At 65.7% G+C, this 18,453-nt stretch carries 17 protein-coding genes; 15 read left to right on the forward strand and 2 right to left on the reverse strand.

Annotated features, from left to right (window positions below):
* The first annotated feature begins 38 nt into the window (after positions 1-38).
* The 8 genes from SOM28_RS02555 to SOM28_RS02590 all read left to right on the forward strand — a co-directional run bounded on the left by SOM28_RS02555 (position 39) and on the right by SOM28_RS02590 (position 6,842).
* Positions 39-590, forward strand: a complete 552-nt coding sequence (locus tag SOM28_RS02555) for an OmpH/Skp family outer membrane protein (RefSeq protein WP_123070387.1) — start codon at positions 39-41, stop codon at positions 588-590.
* Positions 591-627: 37 nt separating this feature from the next.
* The gene (gene lpxD / locus SOM28_RS02560; RefSeq protein ID WP_123070388.1) at positions 628-1,677 is read left to right on the forward strand and encodes a UDP-3-O-(3-hydroxymyristoyl)glucosamine N-acyltransferase; all 1,050 of its coding nucleotides are present in this window, start codon (positions 628-630) and stop codon (positions 1,675-1,677) included.
* A complete protein-coding gene (gene fabZ, locus SOM28_RS02565) occupies positions 1,674-2,171 on the forward strand; it encodes a 3-hydroxyacyl-ACP dehydratase FabZ (RefSeq protein WP_123070389.1) in 498 nt (165 codons plus the stop codon). Before lpxD ends, fabZ begins: the two co-directional genes overlap by 4 nt.
* A gap of 10 nt (positions 2,172-2,181) precedes the next feature.
* Positions 2,182-2,970: an acyl-ACP--UDP-N-acetylglucosamine O-acyltransferase gene (gene lpxA, locus SOM28_RS02570; RefSeq protein WP_123070390.1), complete on the forward strand. Its 789-nt coding sequence runs from the start codon at positions 2,182-2,184 to the stop codon at positions 2,968-2,970.
* A gap of 4 nt (positions 2,971-2,974) precedes the next feature.
* Positions 2,975-4,135 (forward strand): lipid-A-disaccharide synthase, encoded by a 1,161-nt coding sequence (gene lpxB / locus SOM28_RS02575; RefSeq protein WP_320467080.1) that lies wholly within the window; start codon positions 2,975-2,977, stop codon positions 4,133-4,135.
* Position 4,136: 1 nt separating this feature from the next.
* Positions 4,137-4,793 carry a ribonuclease HII gene (gene rnhB / locus SOM28_RS02580; protein WP_183407474.1) on the forward strand — a complete coding sequence of 219 codons (657 nt, stop codon included), beginning with the start codon at positions 4,137-4,139 and terminating at the stop codon, positions 4,791-4,793.
* Between the two features lie 5 nt (positions 4,794-4,798).
* Positions 4,799-5,584: a TrmH family RNA methyltransferase gene (locus tag SOM28_RS02585; protein WP_123070392.1), complete on the forward strand. Its 786-nt coding sequence runs from the start codon at positions 4,799-4,801 to the stop codon at positions 5,582-5,584.
* Between the two features lie 61 nt (positions 5,585-5,645).
* On the forward strand, positions 5,646-6,842 hold the full coding sequence (locus SOM28_RS02590) for an EAL domain-containing response regulator (protein ID WP_320467081.1): 1,197 nt from the start codon (positions 5,646-5,648) through the stop codon (positions 6,840-6,842).
* 439 nt (positions 6,843-7,281) lie between these two features.
* On the opposite strand, the gene ppsR is transcribed toward SOM28_RS02590, so the two are convergent.
* The gene (gene ppsR / locus SOM28_RS02595) at positions 7,282-8,130 is read right to left on the reverse strand and encodes a posphoenolpyruvate synthetase regulatory kinase/phosphorylase PpsR (RefSeq protein WP_123071698.1); all 849 of its coding nucleotides are present in this window, start codon (positions 8,128-8,130) and stop codon (positions 7,282-7,284) included.
* Positions 8,131-8,331: 201 nt separating this feature from the next.
* Here ppsR and ppsA point away from each other — a divergent pair, with 201 nt between their 5' ends.
* From ppsA to SOM28_RS02615, 4 genes are all read left to right on the forward strand, one after another.
* Positions 8,332-10,764, forward strand: coding sequence for a phosphoenolpyruvate synthase (ppsA, locus tag SOM28_RS02600; protein ID WP_320467082.1), 2,433 nt, complete (start codon positions 8,332-8,334; stop codon positions 10,762-10,764).
* Positions 10,765-10,933: 169 nt separating this feature from the next.
* Positions 10,934-11,362 carry an NfeD family protein gene (locus SOM28_RS02605; protein WP_320467083.1) on the forward strand — a complete coding sequence of 143 codons (429 nt, stop codon included), beginning with the start codon at positions 10,934-10,936 and terminating at the stop codon, positions 11,360-11,362.
* Between the two features lie 33 nt (positions 11,363-11,395).
* Positions 11,396-12,316, forward strand: a complete 921-nt coding sequence (locus SOM28_RS02610) for an SPFH domain-containing protein (protein WP_123071701.1) — start codon at positions 11,396-11,398, stop codon at positions 12,314-12,316.
* Positions 12,313-13,122: an SDR family oxidoreductase gene (locus tag SOM28_RS02615; RefSeq protein WP_123071702.1), complete on the forward strand. Its 810-nt coding sequence runs from the start codon at positions 12,313-12,315 to the stop codon at positions 13,120-13,122. Before SOM28_RS02610 ends, SOM28_RS02615 begins: the two co-directional genes overlap by 4 nt.
* 7 nt (positions 13,123-13,129) lie before the next feature.
* On the opposite strand, the gene SOM28_RS02620 is transcribed toward SOM28_RS02615, so the two are convergent.
* Positions 13,130-15,316, reverse strand: coding sequence for a TonB-dependent receptor (locus tag SOM28_RS02620; protein WP_123071703.1), 2,187 nt, complete (start codon positions 15,314-15,316; stop codon positions 13,130-13,132).
* 121 nt (positions 15,317-15,437) lie between these two features.
* Between SOM28_RS02620 and SOM28_RS02625 the strand changes: the two genes are divergently transcribed.
* The 3 genes from SOM28_RS02625 (at position 15,438) to SOM28_RS02635 (ending at position 18,401) form a co-directional block, all read left to right on the forward strand.
* Positions 15,438-16,622 carry a PepSY-associated TM helix domain-containing protein gene (locus SOM28_RS02625; protein ID WP_123071704.1) on the forward strand — a complete coding sequence of 395 codons (1,185 nt, stop codon included), beginning with the start codon at positions 15,438-15,440 and terminating at the stop codon, positions 16,620-16,622.
* Positions 16,619-16,810, forward strand: coding sequence for a hypothetical protein (locus SOM28_RS02630; RefSeq protein WP_148044124.1), 192 nt, complete (start codon positions 16,619-16,621; stop codon positions 16,808-16,810). Before SOM28_RS02625 ends, SOM28_RS02630 begins: the two co-directional genes overlap by 4 nt.
* Positions 16,811-16,952: 142 nt before the next feature.
* Positions 16,953-18,401: a Ppx/GppA phosphatase family protein gene (locus SOM28_RS02635; protein ID WP_320467084.1), complete on the forward strand. Its 1,449-nt coding sequence runs from the start codon at positions 16,953-16,955 to the stop codon at positions 18,399-18,401.
* Positions 18,402-18,453: the final 52 nt, after the last annotated feature.

Here is an 18,453-nt window from a genome sequence, read left to right on the forward strand (position 1 = left end):
CGACCCACGGCGACCCGAAGAACGATTGCGAGAGACTTATGTTGAAAAATCTGATTGACTCGCTGCCTGGTGAACGCAGGTCCACGGTTCGACCCGCGCTCGGCGCCTCGCTGGTGCTGGCCGCAGTTTGTGCCGCGCCGCTGGCGCAGGCGCAGGCGACCGTCAGCCGCATCGGCTTCGTCTACACCGAGCGCCTGATGACCGACTCCAGGATGGCCAAGGCGGCCGACGCCAAGCTGGCCGCCGAGTTCTCGAAGCGCCAGAAGGCGGTCGAGGAGATGGTCGGCAAGTACAAGCAGACGTCCGAGAAGTTCGACGCCGAAGCGGCGGGCCTCAATGAGCTGGACCGCACGCGCCGCGCGCGCGAGCTGTACAACATGCAGAAGGACGTCGAGCGCATGCAGCGCGAGTTCCAGGAAGACCTGCAGCAGCGCAAGAACGAAGAACGCGCCGCGATCGCGCAAAAGGCCTACAAGCTGGTCGAGCAGGTCGCGGAACAGGAAAAACTCGACGCCGTGCTGGTCGAGGCGGCGTGGGTCAGCCCACGCGTGGACATCACCGACAAGATCCTGAAACTGCTCGACAAGTAAAGCAGTACCGATTTTGACTTACACTGGAAAGACCGAGATGGGCATTCGACTGGGCGATTTGGTCGAGCGCTTCGGCGGACAGCTGGTGGGCAACCCGGACCTCGAGGTCCAGGCGATCGCCCCCCTGGACAGCGCCGGCGCTTCGCACATCAGCTTCCTCAGCAACAGCAAGCTGCGCGCACTGGCCGCGCAAAGCCAGGCGGCGGCGCTGATCCTGTCGCCGCTGGACGATCCGACGGTGGCCGCGACCTATGAAGGCGCGCGCATCGTCACCACCAACCCCTACGCCTACTTCGCCCGCGCGGCACAGTATTTCGTGTCGCTCACCGAGCAGGCGCCGGCGCCCGGCATCCATCCGAGCGCCGTGGTCGATCCCGGCGCCATGGTCGACCCGACCGCCCACGTCGGGCCGCACGCGACGATCGAGGCGGGCGCAGTCATCGGCGCCCACGTCGTGATCGGCGCCGGCTGCTTCATCGGGCGCGAAGCCGCGATCGGCGAACACACGCAGCTGTTCGCGAACGTGACCTTCCACGCGCGCTGCCGCATCGGCAAGCGCGGCATCCTGCATTCGGGCGCGGTGATCGGCACCGACGGCTTCGGTTTTGCCGTCGAAGCTGGCGCCTACATCAAGATTCCGCAGACCGGCCGCGTGCTGATCGGCGACGACGTCGACATCGGGGCCAACACGACGATCGACCGCGGCGCGCTGGACGACACCGTGATCGAAGACGGCGTGAAGCTCGACAACCAGATCCAGATCGGCCACAACTGCCGCATCGGCGCGCACACCGCGATGGCCGGCTGCGTCGGCGTGGCCGGCAGCGCCAAGATCGGCAGCCGCTGCACCTTCGGCGGCGCCGCCATGGTGCTGGGCCACCTCGAAATCGCCGACAACGTCCATATTTCCTCGGGCAGCATGGTGTCGCGCTCGGTCCTCGAACCGGGCCAGTACACCGGCTTCTACCCCCTGGCCAAGAACGCCGAATGGGAACGCAGCGCGGCGATCGTGCGCAATCTCGATTCGATGCGCGCCAAGATCCGCACGCTCGAGAAAACCATCAGAAACCTGACAGAACAAAAATGACCACTCCAGAACTCAAGACCCTCGACATCACCCAGATCAAGGAATACCTGCCTCACCGCTATCCGCTGCTGCTGGTCGACCGCGTGCTGGACGTCGAACTGGGCAAGCGCATCGTCGCGATCAAGAACGTCACCGTCAACGAAGAATTCTTCAACGGCCACTTCCCGCACAAGCCGGTGATGCCTGGCGTGCTGATGATCGAAGCGATGGCGCAGACCGCGGCCATCCTGTCGTTCATGACCATGAACGTCAAGCCGGACGAAAACTCGGTGGTGTACTTCGTCGGCATCGACAACGCCCGCTTCAAGCGTCCGGTCGAGCCGGGCGACCAGCTGCGCATGGAAATCGAGATCCTGCGCGTGTCGCGCGGCATCTGGAAGTACAAGGCGGTGGCGACCGTCGACGGCAAGGTGGCGGTCGAAGGTGAGCTGATGTGCACCATCCGCGGCGCCGCCGAAGCCACCATGAAAGGCCCTGATAGCGCGGCCGAGTAAGGAGAGCCAGATGAGTAAAATCCATTCGACCGCGATCGTCGATCCGAAGGCGGAGCTGGACAGCTCGGTCGAGGTCGGCCCGTATTCGGTCATCGGGCCGCATGTGCGCATCGACGCCGGCACCGTGGTCGGCCCGCACGCGGTCATCGAAGGCCACACGACGATCGGCAAGGACAACAAGTTCTTCCAGTTCTGCTCGATCGGCGGCGCGCCGCAGGACAAGAAGTGGGACGGCGAGCCAACCCGCCTCGAAGTGGGCGACCGCAACACGGTGCGCGAGTTCGTCAGCTTCAACGTGGGCACGGTCCAGGACGAAGGCGTGACCCGCGTCGGCAGCGACAACTGGATCTCGGCCTACGTCCACGTGGCGCACGACTGCCAGGTGGGCAGCAACACGATCTTCTCGAACAACGCCCAGCTCGCGGGCCACGTGCAGGTGGGCGACTGGGCCATCCTGTCGGGCTTCGTCGGCGTGCACCAGTTCTGCAAGATCGGCGCCCATGCCTTCATCGGCATGTACACCAGCCTGACCCAGGACGTGCCGCCCTATGTGCTCGTCTCCGGCAATCCGGCCGGCGCGCGCGGCGTGAACCTCGAAGGCCTCAAGCGGCGCGGGTTTAGCCGCGAACAGCTGGACGGCATCCGCAGCGCCTACAAGCTGCTGTACCGCTCGAACCTGACGCTGGAAGAAGCCAAGACGGCTCTGCTGGCCGAAGAAGAGCGCCTGCCGGCGGCCAGCGCAGACATTCGCCTGCTGCGCGAATTCCTCGGCACCGCCACCCGTGGCATCGTCCGCTAACGAGATGAACAACGACGTTTCGCTGGCGTTGGTGGCCGGCGAGGCGTCCGGCGACATGCTTGCCGCGCGCCTGCTGGCCGGGCTGCGGCCGCATTTGCCCCAGGCGCGCTTCCACGGCATCGGCGGGCCGCGCATGATCGAGCTGGGCTTCGTCAGCGAGGTCCCGATGGACACGCTCACTGTGCGCGGCCTGTTCGAAGTCATTCCCCGCTACCCTGAACTGAAACGCATCCAGAGCCGGCTGCGCGACCGTCTCATCGCCGAGCGGCCGGCCGCCTTCATCGGCGCCGACTATCCGGGCTTTAATCTCGGCCTCGAAGAGCAGTTGCGCGGCGCCGGCATTCCGACCGTGCACTTCATCGGGCCGCAGATCTGGGCCTGGCGCGGCGGGCGGATCAAGAAGATCCAGCGCGCTGTGTCGCACATGCTGGTGATCTTCCCGTTCGAGGAAGCGATCTATCGCGAGGCCGGCGTGCCGGTGACGTATATCGGGCACCCGCTGGCCGAGACCATCCCGCTGGCGCCGGACGTGGCCGCGGCGCGGCGCGCACTCGGCCTGGATCCGGATGCGCGCGTGGTGACGGTGATGCCGGGCAGCCGCATGGGCGAGTTGAAATACCTGGCCGAGCCGTTCATCCGCGCGGTCAAGCTGCTGGCCGCGCGCGATCCGGGCTTGACCTTCGTGGTGCCGATGGTCGGCGAACGCCAGCGCGCCTACTTCGACGAGCTCGTGGTCAAGGCCGGCTTGCAGGACGTCGAACTGCAGGTGACCGCCGCCGGCTCGCACACGGCGATCGCCGCCGCCGACGCGGTGCTGGTCGCTTCCGGGACCGCGACCCTGGAAGTGGCGCTGTTCAAGAAGCCGATGGTGATCGCCTATAAGGTGATGGCGGCCTCGTATGCGATCATGCGTCACATGGGCTACCAGCCCTGGATCGGCCTGCCGAACATCCTGGCGCGCGAGTTCCTGGTGCCGGAGCTGATCCAGCACGCCGCCACGCCCGAAGCCATGGCCGACGCCGTGTGGGCCCAGTTGCAGGATGCGGCCGGGCGCGAGCGGCTGGCCGCGCGTTTCCTGGAGATGCATCACAGCCTGCTGCGCGACAGTGCGCGCGAGAGCGCGGAAGCGGTGTTGCGCGTCATTGGACAGGGCCGCGTGAGCTGACATGAGGAAGAAGAAAGTCAATCTGTATCCCGGCCTGCCGCCCAGGCTGCGGCCGTTCACCGAACTCGATATCGTCTGCGGTGTCGACGAGGCCGGACGCGGTCCGCTGGCGGGGCCGGTGTTCGCCGCCGCCGTCATCCTCGATCCGCTGCGGCCGATCGAGGGCTTGCGCGATTCCAAGAAGCTGAGCGAGGCGCGGCGCGACCAGCTTGCGCCCCTGATCCGCGAGCATGCACTGGCCTGGGCCATCGCCGAATGCTCGTGCGAAGAAATCGACAGCATCAACATCCTGCAGGCGACCATGCTCGCGATGCGACGCGCGGTGGAAGCGTTGCACACGCTGCCGACGCTGGCCCTGATCGACGGCAACCGGTGCCCGCAGATGGACGTGCGTGCGCATGCGATCGTGGAGGGCGACGACAAGGTCAACGCCATCTCGGCCGCCTCGATCCTGGCCAAGACGGCGCGCGACGCCGCGCTGGTGCGCCTGCACGACCTTTACCCGCAATACGGCTTCGACCAGCACAAGGGTTACGGCACGGCGCTGCACCTCGAGCGCCTGCGCCTGCACGGCCCGTCGCCGGCACACCGGCGTTCGTTCGCGCCGGTACGCAATATGCTGCAGGTCGACCTGTTTGCTGAATTGATTGAAGCATGAGCAGTATGAAAACCATCACCTCGCGCGACAACGCGTTCTATAAAGACCTGAAAAGCCTGGCCACCAGCTCGCAGGCGCGGCGCAAGGCCGGGCAAAGCCTGCTCGACGGCGTGCATCTGTGCCAGAGCTGGCTCGACCTGCGCGGCGCGCCGCACCACTGCGTGGTGTCGGAGGGCGCACTTGGCAACCACGAAGTGCAGGCCATCGTCTCTCGCTGTGAAGACCGGAATGCGCCGGTGACGGCGCTGCCCGACGCGCTGTTCAACGCCGTCAGCCAGGTCGAACATGGCGTGCATCTGCTGTTCGTGATCGATTCGCCTCAGCCTTCGGCGGCGCCGGCCCTGGTGGGGTCGAGCGTGCTGCTGGACGGCGTGCAGGATCCGGGCAACGTCGGCTCGATCCTTCGCAGCGCGGCGGCGGCCGGCATCAAGCAGGTCTACTGCAGCCCCGGCACCGCCTTCTGCTGGTCGCCGAAGGTGCTGCGCGCGGCGATGGGCGCGCACTTCGTGCTCGACATCTTCGAGGGGGTAGAGCTGGCGCCGCTGGTGCAGGGCGCCTCGGTGCCGGTGCTGGCCACCAGCGGCTATGCGGCCGAGCGGCTGTATGCGCTGGACCTGCGCGGGCCGGTGGCCTGGGTGCTGGGGCACGAAGGGCAGGGCGTGTCGGATCAATTATTGAAGCTCGCCACGCACCGGGTCGCGGTGCCGCATGCGGGCCAGGTCGAGTCGCTCAACGTCGCTGCCTGCGCGGCCGTGTGCTTCTTCGAAGGACTGCGCCAGCAGCAGATGTAGCTTAAATATGGACGGCTTCCCGCGCATCGCGTAGGCTGGCGGCTGGGAAACTGGAGCAACGATGGACATCGCGCATTTGCATTTTTTGGTGGCACAAGCCGACCCGGCCCAGCGCAGGGCGCTGGTGGACTTGCTGGGCCAGCTCGGCGCCAGCCGCGTCACCGAGGTGCCGGACGGGCATCACGCGCTGCAGACCCTGGAAGCCGGCCTGGCGCCGGCGGTGAACATCGCCATCATCGATCTCGCGTTGCCGGGCATGGATGGCCTTGAGCTGATCCGCAAGCTGGGAGAGATTCAAACGCCGGCGCGCCTGGTGGTCACGGGCGCGCAGCCCGCCGACTTGCTGTTCTCGGTCGAGACCCTGGCCGAGGCTTACGGCGTCGAGCTGCTGGGCGTGATCGCCAGGCCGGTCAGCGCCGCCAAGCTGAAACCGCTGCTCGACAACTATGCCCCGCTGGCGCGTGCACCGCGCAAGCCGGGCGGCCCGCGCTTCACCTTCCAGCAGATCGGCATCGGCCTGCAGAAGCGCCAGTTCGAGCCCTTCTTCCAGCCCAAGATCGAGCTCGCGACCGGCCAGGTGAAAGGCCTGGAAGCCTTCGCCCGTTGGCGCCACCCCGAGCACGGCGTGCTGGGCCCCGCATCCTTCATGGAAGCGCTGGAAGAAAGCGGCCGCATCGACTTCCTGGACTGGAGCATGATCGAGCTGTCGGTGGAGCGTTGCCGCTGGTTCCAGGAGCAGGGCATCCCGGTCCCGATCTCGCTGAACATCGCCCCCGAAACGCTGGCCCATCCGGCCTTCGTGCGCCAGATCGTGGCCTCGCTGGAGCGCCACAAGGTCCTGCCCGACTACATCACCTTCGAGTTGCCGGAATCGTCGGTCCTGAACACGAACCCCGATTTCATCGAACGCCTGGTCCGCCTGCGTATGATGGGCTTCGGCCTGGCGATCGACGACTACGGCACAGGAAGATCGAACCTGCAACTACTGGCGCGCATCCCCTTCACCGAACTGAAAATCGACCGCAGCTTCGTCGACGGCGCCTCAAAGCGCCGCCCCTTGGGTACGGTCCTGCGCAGTTGCCTGAACCTCGCCCACAGTCTCGACCGCATGTCCGTCGCCGTCGGCGTCGAAACCCGCCAGGACTGGGACTTCCTCCAAAGCCTCGGCTGCACCTACGCCCAGGGCTACCACATCGCCAACCCCATGGAAGCCACCGCCTTCCCCCCCTGGCTCGCCGACTGGCGCCAATTCTTCTAACCCCCAATTAGGGTCAGAGTAGAATTGTTGAGCAATTTCCCAAACTCGGCCCGCAAATAAATAGGGTCGGAGTCGAATTATTGGCCAATTACTCGACGGATAATTAGGGTCGGAGTCGAATTAACGGCTCAGCTGTTAATGTTGTCAAATAATTCGACTCTGACCCTATTTAATTTGTGGGTGATATAGCGCTAACAGTTGGGGACTGTAGTCCTCTGCGGAATCTTATCTCCAGAGTGCTCGGCCGACGGTGCTCAAACCGCGGAAATTAATTAGGGTCAGAGTAGAATTGCGGAGCAATTCCTCAAAGCTGTCAAACAATTCGACTCTGACCCTAATTAATGTGCACGAGCTTTTAGGCAAGTCGAGGCTGGCTTGTGCAGAATTAATGGGCACTCCGAAAGCTTTCTCGATAATTCGACTCTGACCCTAATGGGCGTTAGTACTCGCGGCGGTCGGGTTTGATTTCTTGGAGGATGGTGGTGGCGATTTCTTCGATGGATTTCGTCGTCGACGAGAGCCAGCGGATGCCTTCGCGGCGCATCAGGTGTTCGGCTTCGTTGACTTCGTAGCGGCAGTTTTCCAGGGAGGCGTATTTGCTGCCGGCGCGGCGCTCGTTGCGGATTTGCGAGAGGCGCTCTGGGGTGATCGTCAGGCCGAATAGTTTGGCCTTGAATGGCGGCAGCGAACTCGGCAGCTTGCCGCGTTCGAAGTCGTCGGGGATCAAGGGATAGTTTGCGGCCTTCAGGCCGTATTGCATCGCCAGGTACAGGCTCGTCGGCGTTTTGCCGGAACGCGAGACGCCGACCAGGATCACGTCGGCCTCGGCCAGGTTCTTGTGCGATTGGCCGTCGTCGTGCGCTAGCGAGAAATTGATTGCCTCGATGCGGTTCTTGTATTCCTCGGTGTCCACTGCATTGTGGATGCGCCCGATCGTGTGCGTCGACTTGACGTCCAGCTCCTGCTCGAGCGGCGCGACGAAGGTCTGGAACAGGTCCATGTGCATGCCGTTGGCCGAGCGGATCACGCTCGACAGGTCGTGCTTCACCAGCGTCGAGAACACGATCGGCCGCTGGCCGTGCAGCGCGAAGCTTTCGTTGATGCGGCGCGCGGCGTCGTGCGCCTTCTCGATCGAATCCACGAACGGCAGCCGGATCTGGCGGAAACGCAGGTCGAACTGGCTCAACACGGCGTGACCGAAGGTCTCCGCCGTGATGCCGGTGCCGTCCGAAACGAAGAAGACGGTGCGCGAAGCGGTGACTGGAGGAGGCAGGGAATCGTCGGTCATGATGGCTGGATCGGTATGCTTTGCTGACAAAGTAACATCAAAAGTGCGCTGCACTTCACCCTGTCGCGGGGTAAAATGCTCGGCAACGGGTTTTGCATTGTGCTGCACGCGGGCCAGAATAACAAGAACACGTCAAGACGCCCCCGCTTACCGGCACCGATGCGCCAACAGATTTCCATCATCAAGTAAGGGTGTTTTATCATGACTAACCTAGCTACTCCAGCATTGACGCCAGACGCGGCCAACCGCGTCTACGTGGCCTCGTTCGAGGACTTGCGCATGACCGACGTCGAGTCGGTCGGCGGCAAGAACGCCTCGCTCGGCGAGATGATCAGCCAGCTGGCCACCGCCGGTGTGCGCGTGCCGACCGGCTTTGCCACCACCGCCGACGCCTTCCGCGACTTCCTCGACCATAGCGCGAACGGCGGTCCATCGCTGGGCCAGCGCATCGCCACCCGCCTCGAGAACCTGGACGTCGATGACGTGCGCTCGCTGGCCGCCGCCGGCGCCGAGATTCGCGGCTGGATCGTCGAGACCCCGTTCCAGCCACGCCTGGAAAGCGACATCCGCTCGTTCTACGAGCGCCTGGTCGCCGGTTCGGAAACCGAAGTCTCGTTCGCCGTGCGCTCGTCGGCCACCGCCGAAGACCTGCCGGATGCGTCCTTCGCCGGCCAGCAGGAGTCGTTCCTGAACGTGGTCGGCATCGACAACGTGCTCGAGGCGATGAAGCACGTCTTCGCCTCGCTCTACAACGACCGCGCGATCTCCTACCGCGTGCACAAGGGCTTCACCCACGCCGAGGTCGCGCTGTCGGCCGGCGTGCAGCGCATGGTGCGTTCCGATACCGGCGCCTCGGGCGTGATGTTCACCATCGATACCGAGTCGGGCTTCAAGGACGTGGTGTTCATCACCTCGAGCTATGGCCTGGGCGAGACCGTGGTGCAGGGCGCAGTGAACCCGGACGAGTTCTACGTCCACAAGCCGATGCTGGCCCAGGGCAAGTCGGCCGTCATCCGCCGCAATATCGGCTCCAAGCTGATCAAGATGGAGTTCACCAGCGAAGCCAAGGCCGGCCGCTCGGTCAAGACGGTCGACGTGCCGATCGAGCTGCGCAACCGCTACTCGCTGGTCGAGGAAGAAGTCATCGAGCTGGCAAAGTACGCGATGATCATCGAAAACCACTACGGCCGTCCGATGGACATCGAGTGGGGCAAGGATGGCCGCGACGGCAAGCTGTACATCCTGCAGGCGCGTCCTGAAACCGTGAAGTCGCAGCAGAAATCGACCGATGCCCAGCAGCGCTTCAAGCTCAAAGGCAGCGGCACCGTGCTGACCCATGGCCGTGCGATCGGCCAGAAGATCGGCGCCGGCCCGGTGCGCGTCATCACCGACCCATCGGAGATGGAACGCGTGCAGCCGGGCGATGTGCTGGTGGCCGACATGACCGACCCGAACTGGGAACCTGTGATGAAGCGCGCAGCGGCGATCGTCACCAACCGCGGCGGCCGTACCTGCCACGCGGCGATCATCGCGCGTGAGCTGGGCGTGCCGGCGGTGGTCGGCTGCGGCGACGCGACCGACGTGCTCAAGGACGGCACCCTGGTCACCGTGTCCTGCGCCGAAGGCGACGAAGGCATGATCTACGACGGCCTGCTGGAAACCGAGGTCACCGAAGTCGCGCGCGGCGAACTGCCGCCGATCAAGACCAAGATCATGCTCAACGTCGGCAACCCGCAACTGGCCTTCGACTTCCAGTCGGTGCCCAATAACGGCGTCGGCCTGGCCCGCCTCGAGTTCATCATCAATAACAATATCGGCGTGCACCCGAAGGCCATCCTCGAGTACCCGAACATCGACGCCGACCTGAAGAAAGCGGTGGAATCGGTGGCCCGCGGCCACGCCTCGCCACGCGCCTTCTACGTCGACAAGCTGGTCGAAGGCGTGGCCACCATCGCTGCCGCCTTCTGGCCGAAGACGGTGATCGTGCGCCTGTCCGACTTCAAGTCGAACGAGTACAAGAAGCTGATCGGCGGTTCGCGCTACGAGCCGGACGAAGAAAACCCGATGCTGGGCTTCCGCGGCGCGGCGCGCTACCTGGCCGAGGACTTCGCCGAATCGTTCGCGATGGAATGCGCGGCCATGAAACGGGTGCGCAACGAGATGGGCCTGACCAACGTCGAGCTGATGGTGCCGTTCGTGCGCACCCTGGGCCAGGCCGAAAAGGTCGTCGACCTGCTGGCCAAGAACGGCCTGAAGCGCGGCGAGAACGGCCTGCGCCTGATCATGATGTGCGAAGTGCCGTCCAACGCCATCCTGGCCGAGCAGTTCCTCGAGTACTTCGACGGCTTCTCGATCGGCTCCAACGACCTGACCCAGCTCACCCTGGGCCTGGACCGCGACTCCGGCATGGAACTGCTGGCCAAGGACTTCGACGAGCGCGACCCGGCCGTCAAGGCGATGCTGTCGCTGGCGATCAAGGCCTGCCTCAAGCAGGGCAAGTACGTCGGCATCTGCGGCCAGGGGCCGTCGGACAATCCGGACTTCGCCCAGTGGCTGGTGGATGAGGGCATCGAGTCGATGTCGCTCAACCCGGATTCGGTGATCGAGACCTGGCAGAAGCTGGCCAAGGGCTGATCCCCGACATTCCCCATCGGGGGGCCGCCGGTGCTACACTGGCAGGAATGATCGCTTTCCAAGCCCTCACGACCAACCGCCGCAGCCCACCGCGCGGTCATGCAAACCCTCCTTACCCTCTCCGGGTAGCGAGGGTTTTTTCATTCCATGACAAGAAGGAGACCCTGACATGTCCGACTGGACGTACTGGCTGATTGGGGCCGGCGTGCTGATCGTGGCCGAGCTGTTCATCGGCACGTTCTACCTCTTGATGATCGCGATCGGGCTGCTGTCCGGCGCCGCCGTCGCCTGGCTCGGCGCCAGCGGCCCGCTGCAGACGCTGGCGGCAGCCGTCGTCGGCATCGGCGCCACCATGATCCTGCGCCGCACCCGCTACGCGCGGCCCGGGCGCGGCAAGGCCGCGAACGACCCCAGCATCAACCTGGACATCGGCCAGCGCGTCACCGTGCCGCAGTGGCAGGAGCGGCGCGCGCGCGTGATGTACCGCGGGGCGCTGTGGGACGTCGAGCTGCGCGCCGGCCTGGACCCGGAACCGGGCGACTTCGAGATCGTCGAGGTCCAGGGCAACCGCCTGATCGTCGCCCGCCGCCAGGCCTGAACGAGAACAACCCAAAAACAGGAAGGGATGCACATGGAACTGTCTTTCAGCGTGGTCGCGATCGTGATCTTTGCCATCGCCCTGGTCTTCGTGTTCAAGACCATCAACGTGGTGCCGCAACAGAACGCCTGGGTGGTCGAGCGCCTCGGCAAGTACCATGCCACCCTTGCCCCCGGCCTGAACATCGTGGTGCCGTTCATCGACCGCGTCGCTTACAAGCACAGCCTGAAGGAGATCCCGCTCGACGTGCCGCCCCAGGTCTGCATCACGCGCGACAACACCCAGCTGCATGTGGACGGCATCCTGTACTTCCAGGTGACCGACGCCATGCGCGCCTCGTACGGGTCGTCGAATTACATCCAGGCCATCACGCAACTGGCCCAGACCACCTTGCGCTCGGTGATCGGCCGCATGGAGCTGGACAAGACCTTCGAAGAGCGCGACCTGATCAACACCCACATCGTGAACGCGATCGACGAGTCGGCCGCCAACTGGGGCGTCAAGGTGCTTCGCTACGAGATCAAGGACCTGACGCCGCCGGCCGAGATCCTGCTGGCGATGCAGGCCCAGATCACGGCCGAGCGCGAGAAGCGCGCCCTGATCGCGGCCTCCGAAGGCCGGCGCCAGGAGCAGATCAATATCGCCAGCGGCGAGCGCGAGGCGGCCATCGCGCGCTCCGAGGGCGAAAAGCAGGCCGAGATCAACCGCGCCCAGGGTGAGGCTGCCGCCATCGTGGCGCTGGCCGACGCCAGCGCAGCGGCATTGCGCCAGGTGGGCGAGGCGATAGCTTCACCGGGCGGCATGGACGCGGTCAGCCTGCGCGTGGCCGAGCACTACGTGGACGCGTTCGCGAACCTGGCCAAGACCAACAACACCCTGATCGTGCCGGCCAACCTGGGCGATATGAGCACCGTGATCGCCAGCGCGCTGCAGATCGTGAAGGCGCAAAAATGAGCCGGGTCATCGTCATCACCGGAGGGTCGGACGGCATTGGCGCCGAGATGGCGCGCCAGCTGGCGGCCCGGCACGGCGCCGGGATCAAGCTCGTGCTGGGCGCGCGCAACCAGGGGCCGCTCGACCTGGTTGCCGGCCAGTGCCAGGCGCTCGGCGCCGACACGCTCACGGTGACCTTCGATGCCGGCCGCCAGGACGATTGCCTGCGCCTGATCGCGCAGGCGGTCGAACGCTTTGGGCGCATCGACGTCCTGGTCAACAATGCCGGCCGTTCGGCGCACGCCCTGTTCGAAGAGGTCGAGAGCCTGGCCTGGTACGAAGAGCTGATGCGCGTGAACCTGTGGGGCAGCGTATGGTGCACCCAGGCCGCGCTGCCGTATTTGAAGGCGAGCCGCGGCGCCATCGTGGCCGTGTCGTCGCTGGCAGGGCTGGTCGGGGTGCCGGGACGCACCGCGTATTGCGCTACCAAGTTCGCGATGAGCGGCTTCTTCGAAGCGCTGCGGGTGGAGCTGAAGGAGGCGGGTGTCAGCGTGACCACGGCCTATCCAGGTGTGGTGGCCACGCGCATCCGCTACCGTGGCTTCAACGCCAGGGGAGAGGAGGCCGGCGCCAGCGCGCTCAAGGAAGAAAAGGCGATGCCGGTCAAAGAATGCGCGCGCCTGATCGTCAAGGCGATGGAGAACCGCGAGCGCGAGATCGTGATGACCGCGCAGGGCCGGATCGGGCGCTGGCTCAAGCTGATCGCGCCCGGGGTGGTCGACAGGATGGCGCTGGCCGCCGTGAAGGACGACCTGCGCCTGCAATGACTACGGCTTAAAAACCGACCGTCGCCGACAACACCACGCTGCGCGGCGCCGCCAGCACCAGGTAGCCCGCGCCCGGATAGCCGCCGGCCGACGCCCAGTAATTCTTGTCCGTGACGTTGTCCACGCGCGCGCGCAGGGTCAGGTCGCGGTCCATGAAGCGGGTGTTGTAGGTCGCGCCCAGGTCCAGGCGGGTCCACGACGGCAGCTTCTGCAGGTTGGCGCCATCGGCATACTGCTTCGAGGTGTACACCGTGCGCGCGTTGACCGACAGGCCGTCCACGCCCGGCACGTCCCAGTCGGCGCCGATGTTCAGCTGCGTTTCCGGCACGCCGATTGCGTCCTTGCCCTGGTTGATGCCGCCGATGGTGATGCGCTGCTCGGCGTCGATCAGGGTCAGGCCGCCCAGCAGCTTCAGGCCGCGCACCGGGTTGCCGAACACCGACAGCTCGAGGCCGCGGTTGCGCTGCTCGCCGAACACGCCGAACACGCGGTCCTGGACATAGGCGCTCGGCTGGCTGGTGGTGAACACGGCGGCTGTCAGGCCATAGCGGCCGCTGTCGTACTTGACGCCCGCTTCGCGCTGGCGTGCGACGTAGGGCGCGAAGATCTCGCCCTGGTTGACGATGTCGGTGCCCGAGGCGACCGGGCCGCGTTGCAGGCCTTCGCTGTAGTTGGCATACACCGACAAGTCCTTGCGCGGCTTGTAGACGATGGCGGCGAACGGTGTGTTTTTGCTCGATTCGTAGCCCGAGTTCTCCAGCCCGGTGTTGTAGTCGTAGCCGAAGTCCTTGATGCGCTGGTGGCGCAGGCCGACGTTGACCAGCACCTTGTCGTCCATGAACGACATGGTGTCGGCAACCGCCAGGCCCGACAGGATGGTCTTGGAGGTAACCAGCGGGCTATCCATGTCGCCGCCGACGAAGGCGGTCGGCGACGGCGCCGCCGCGTCGCGCGGGCTGTACAGGTTCGAGGCGAAATTGGCGCCCATCGCATAGGCGTTGCGCGACTTCGAATGGAAGCCCGAGGCCGAGGCGCTCAGCACGTGCTTGACGAAGCCGGTGCGCAGCGAACCGCGCACGCCCACTTCGCCGGTGCGGACCTGGTCCTTGCGGATATTGTCGAAACGGCCCATGGTGGCGTCGCCATTGACGGCGTTGACGTCGATGCTGGACAGGATGTTGAATTCCTGGCCGTTGCGCAGGCCGGCGGCCGCCCAGGCCACCGCGTTCGCGCCCAGGTCGACCTCGGCGCGCACCGTGCCGAAGGTGTGGCGCTCATTCGAGACGGTCCATGGCTGGGCGAAGTTGCGGCCCGCCTCCGGCGCCGCGATCATCGGCAGGCCGGCGGCGAGGTCTACGCTCGGACGGGCATTGGTCAGCTGGTGGTCTTGCGCGCCGACGTCGGCCGACAGGCGGTAGCCGCGGCCGCGGTAGTCGACGCCGATCGAGTACACGCTCAATTCGCGTTCTTCGCGGTCGACCGCCGTGTCGCCGTTGCGGTGCGCCACGTTGACGCGCACGCCGGCGCGGCCTTCCTCGCCGAAGCGGCGGCCCAGGTCGATGGCGCCGTAGCCCTGGCCGCCGGTCTCGACGCCGACGGTGACTTCGCTCAGTTCCTGGTTCGGCGCGCGCTTGGGCAGGATGTTGATCGAGCCGCCGATGCTGCCGCCGGCCGGCGCCGCGCCGTTGATGAAACTGTGCGCGCCGCGCAGCACTTCCACCCGTTCCATCAGCTCGGTCGCGACGAACTGGCGCGGGAGCAGGCCGTACAGGCCGTTATAGGCCGTGTCGTCCGAACCGACCGCGAAGCCGCGGATCATGTACAGCTCCTGGTAATTGCCGAAGCCGCGCGCCACCCGCACCGACGGGTCGTTTTGCACCACGTCGGCCACGCTGCGCGCCTGCTGGTCCTGGATCAGCGCATGGGTGTAGTTGGTGCTGTTGAACGGGGTGTCCATGATGTCGACGTTGCCCAGCAGGCCCAGGCGGCCGCCACGCGCCACCTGGCCGCCGGCATAGGCGGCCGGCAAGCCCTGGGCCGAGGCGTCGGCCGAGGCGGTCACGACCACGGTCGTGATGTTCTCATCGGTTTTCGGCTCGGCTTGCTGGGCAAACGCTGTGGAAGACGCAGTCGTGGCGATGAGGAGAGCGGCGGCCAGCGCGGCCGGAGTTGGAGTGAAGCGCAGCGTGTTCATGTGTCTTGCTCTTTTTATGCATTAAAAGTAACGCGCATTCTATGCCCGATACTTGCTTATGTAAATGAGAACGATTATTATTCATGACCTGTATCTCTAGCTATAATGCATACCCAATAACATGTCACCCGTATCCCTGCGCCGCTGGGGCTGGATTCACAAATGGTCCAGCCTGGTCTGCACCATCTTCATGCTGCTGCTGTGCCTCACCGGCCTGCCGCTCATCTATCACCATGAGATCGGCCACCTGCTGGGCAACGAGGTTGAGCCGCCGACCCTGTCGCAGCCTACGCCGATGGGCAACGTCGACGCCGTGATCGCCTCGGCCAAGGAGCTGTACCCGGCCAAGAAGCCGATGTTCATCTCGCAAGAGGCGGACGTGCCCGAGATCTGGCATGTGACGCTGGCCGACCACATGCACGACCACGACTACAAGCCGATCGCGGTCGATGCCCGCACCACCAAGGTGATCGTCGAACCGGCCTTCGAGGGCGGCGTGTTCATGTCGACCATGCTGGCGCTGCACGTCGACCTGTTCATGGGCCTGGCCGGCAAGCTGTTCCTGGGGTTGATGGCCCTGTTGCTGCTGGTCGCCATCGTTAGCGGCGCGGTCCTGTACTCGCCCTTCATGCGCAAGCTCGATTTCGGCACCGTGCGCAAGGAAAAGAGCAGCCGCCTCAAATGGCTCGACATGCACAACCTGCTGGGCATCGTCACGCTCACCTGGCTGTTCGTGGTCGGCGGCACCGGCATGATCAATACCTGGGCCGACCTGATGCTCAAGTATTACCAGCACAATGAGCTGGGCCAGATCCTGGCCCAGTACAAGGACAAGGCGCCGCAGCCGCACACCGCCTCGGTGCACGACGCGATCGAAAAGGCCAAGGAACGCTTGCCGGGCATGCGGGTTGCCTTCGTGGCCTTCCCGGGCACGGACTTCAGCAGCGCCCACCACTACGGCATCTTCATGAACGGCGACGAGCCGTTCAGCTCGCGCATGTACCAGCCGGTGCTGGTCGACGCCCATACCGGCGAGCTGACCGACGCCCCGCAACTGCCGTGGTACCTGAAGGCGCTGCTGGTGTCGCAGCCGCTGCACTTCGGCGACTACGGCGGCCAGTGGATGAAATTCCTGTGGGCGGTGCTCGACATCGCGACCATCGTGATCCTGGTGACGGGCCTGTACCTGTGGGTCAAGCGCGGCAAGACCGCCAGTGCGACGACCAAGGCCGCGGCCCTGGACAAGCACGTGCCGGCCCGTGGCCATGAAGCGCCGGTGCTGGCGCGCGACGGAGGCGCATCGTGAGCAAAACGCCCATGCAGATCTGGGGCGCGCCGATCGTGCTTGCCATCCTCACCACCATCGGCCTGATCTCGGCCCTGCTGGGCGACGGCATCTGGGACGCCCTGTCCGCCGTCACGCTCGGCATTCCCTGCCTGGTCGGCGCCTGGTACTGCCTGCGCCGCCGCCCGGCCGCCCGCCAGCACCGCTGAACGGGCCGCGCCGCGCAACACCCGGGACACTTTTCGTGTGCCGGGGTTGGTGGCGGCCCGTGCCACGCTGTATACTTGGCGTCTAATCGATCCCGCGCAGCATGAGCTGGCCGCGGGATTCGTCCATTTTCGAAAGGACCTCATGTTTGCAGCCGTCGACCTCGGGTCCAACAGCTTCCGCCTGCACATCGGCGAGCCGCTCGGCGCCCGCATGCACATCGTGCGCACCGCGCGCGACCCGCTCCGCCTGGCGGCGGGGCTCGACAGCAATAACATGCTCACCGAGGCGGCGATGCGCGGCGCGGTCGCCTGCCTGCACGACTTCCGCAAGATCCTCGACGAGTACCACCTCGACGCCGTGCGCGTGGTCGCCACCAATACCATGCGCGTGGCGAAGAACGCCGACCAGCTGCTGCCGCAGCTCGAGGCGGCGATCGGGTATCCGATCGAGATCATCTCGGGCGAAGAAGAAGGCCGCCTGATCTATATGGGCGTGACGCGCGCGATCGAGCGCCAGGACGAGCGGCGGCTGGTGATCGACATCGGCGGCGGCTCGACCGAGGTCATCGCCGGGACCGGCCCCGAGATCCACCTGGTCGAGTCGTTCGGCATCGGCACCCAGCCTCAGGCCAGGGACTATTTCCCCGACGGCCGCATCACCGCGCGCTCCTTCGATGCCGCCGTCACCGCGGCGCGCGCCCGTTTCGAGGACGCCGCCTCGCTCTATCACGCCCAGGGGTGGGACGCCGCTTACGGCTCATCCGGCACCATGCGCGCCATTTCGGAGGTCATCGGCCGCAATGCGATCGGCGACGGCACGGTGTCGCAGGCCAGTCTGCACGCGTTGCGCGACATCCTGATCGAGCTGGGCCACGTGGAGGCGTTCGCGCTGCAGGGCGTCAAGCGCGACCGGGTGCCGGTGATGGTGGGCGGCCTGACGGTGCTCATCGGCGCCATGCAGGAGCTGAAGGTCGAGCGCCTGCACGCGGTCAATGCCGGGCTGCGCCTGGGCGTGCTGTCCGACCTCGAACTGCGCGCCAACCGGCGCGACCGGCGCGACGCCGCGATCCGCTCCTGCATGCAGCGCTTCCGGGTCGACACCCAGCGCGCGCTGCGCACCTGCGGCATCGCGACCCTGCTGTACGAGCGCCTGCAGCCGCAGGCCGACAGCCAGCCGCACTACCTGGCCTGGAGCGCCATGCTGCACGAGATCGGCCTGGCCATCTCGATGAGCGGCGCCCACAAGCACGGCGCCTACATCGTCGAGCACGCCGACCTGGGCGGCTTCACGACGCGCGAGCAGCGCCTGCTGGCGACCCTGGTGCTGGGACAGAAGGGAAATCTGCGCAAGATCCGCGAGGCGCTGGTCGAGCCCGACCTGGCCAAGGCGGTGCTGGCGCTGCGGCTGGCGGTGGTGTTGATGCATGCGCGCGCCGACAACGACATCGGCGGCCTGCGCCTGCGCATGAAGGGCAAGATCGAGATCGACCTGCCGCCGGAACTGCTGGCGCGGCATCCGACGCTGGCGCCATGGTTCGAGAAGGAAGAGTGCAGCTGGAATGAGGTGGGGGTCGGGTTCCAGGCGAAGTGAGGTCGATGCTGGCCACGCGCGCTCGCATCTCGTCGTTCCCGCGGAGGCGGGA

Source organism: Massilia sp. CFBP9026, assembly GCF_034045165.1.
GTDB lineage: Bacteria > Pseudomonadota > Gammaproteobacteria > Burkholderiales > Burkholderiaceae_D > Telluria > Telluria arenae.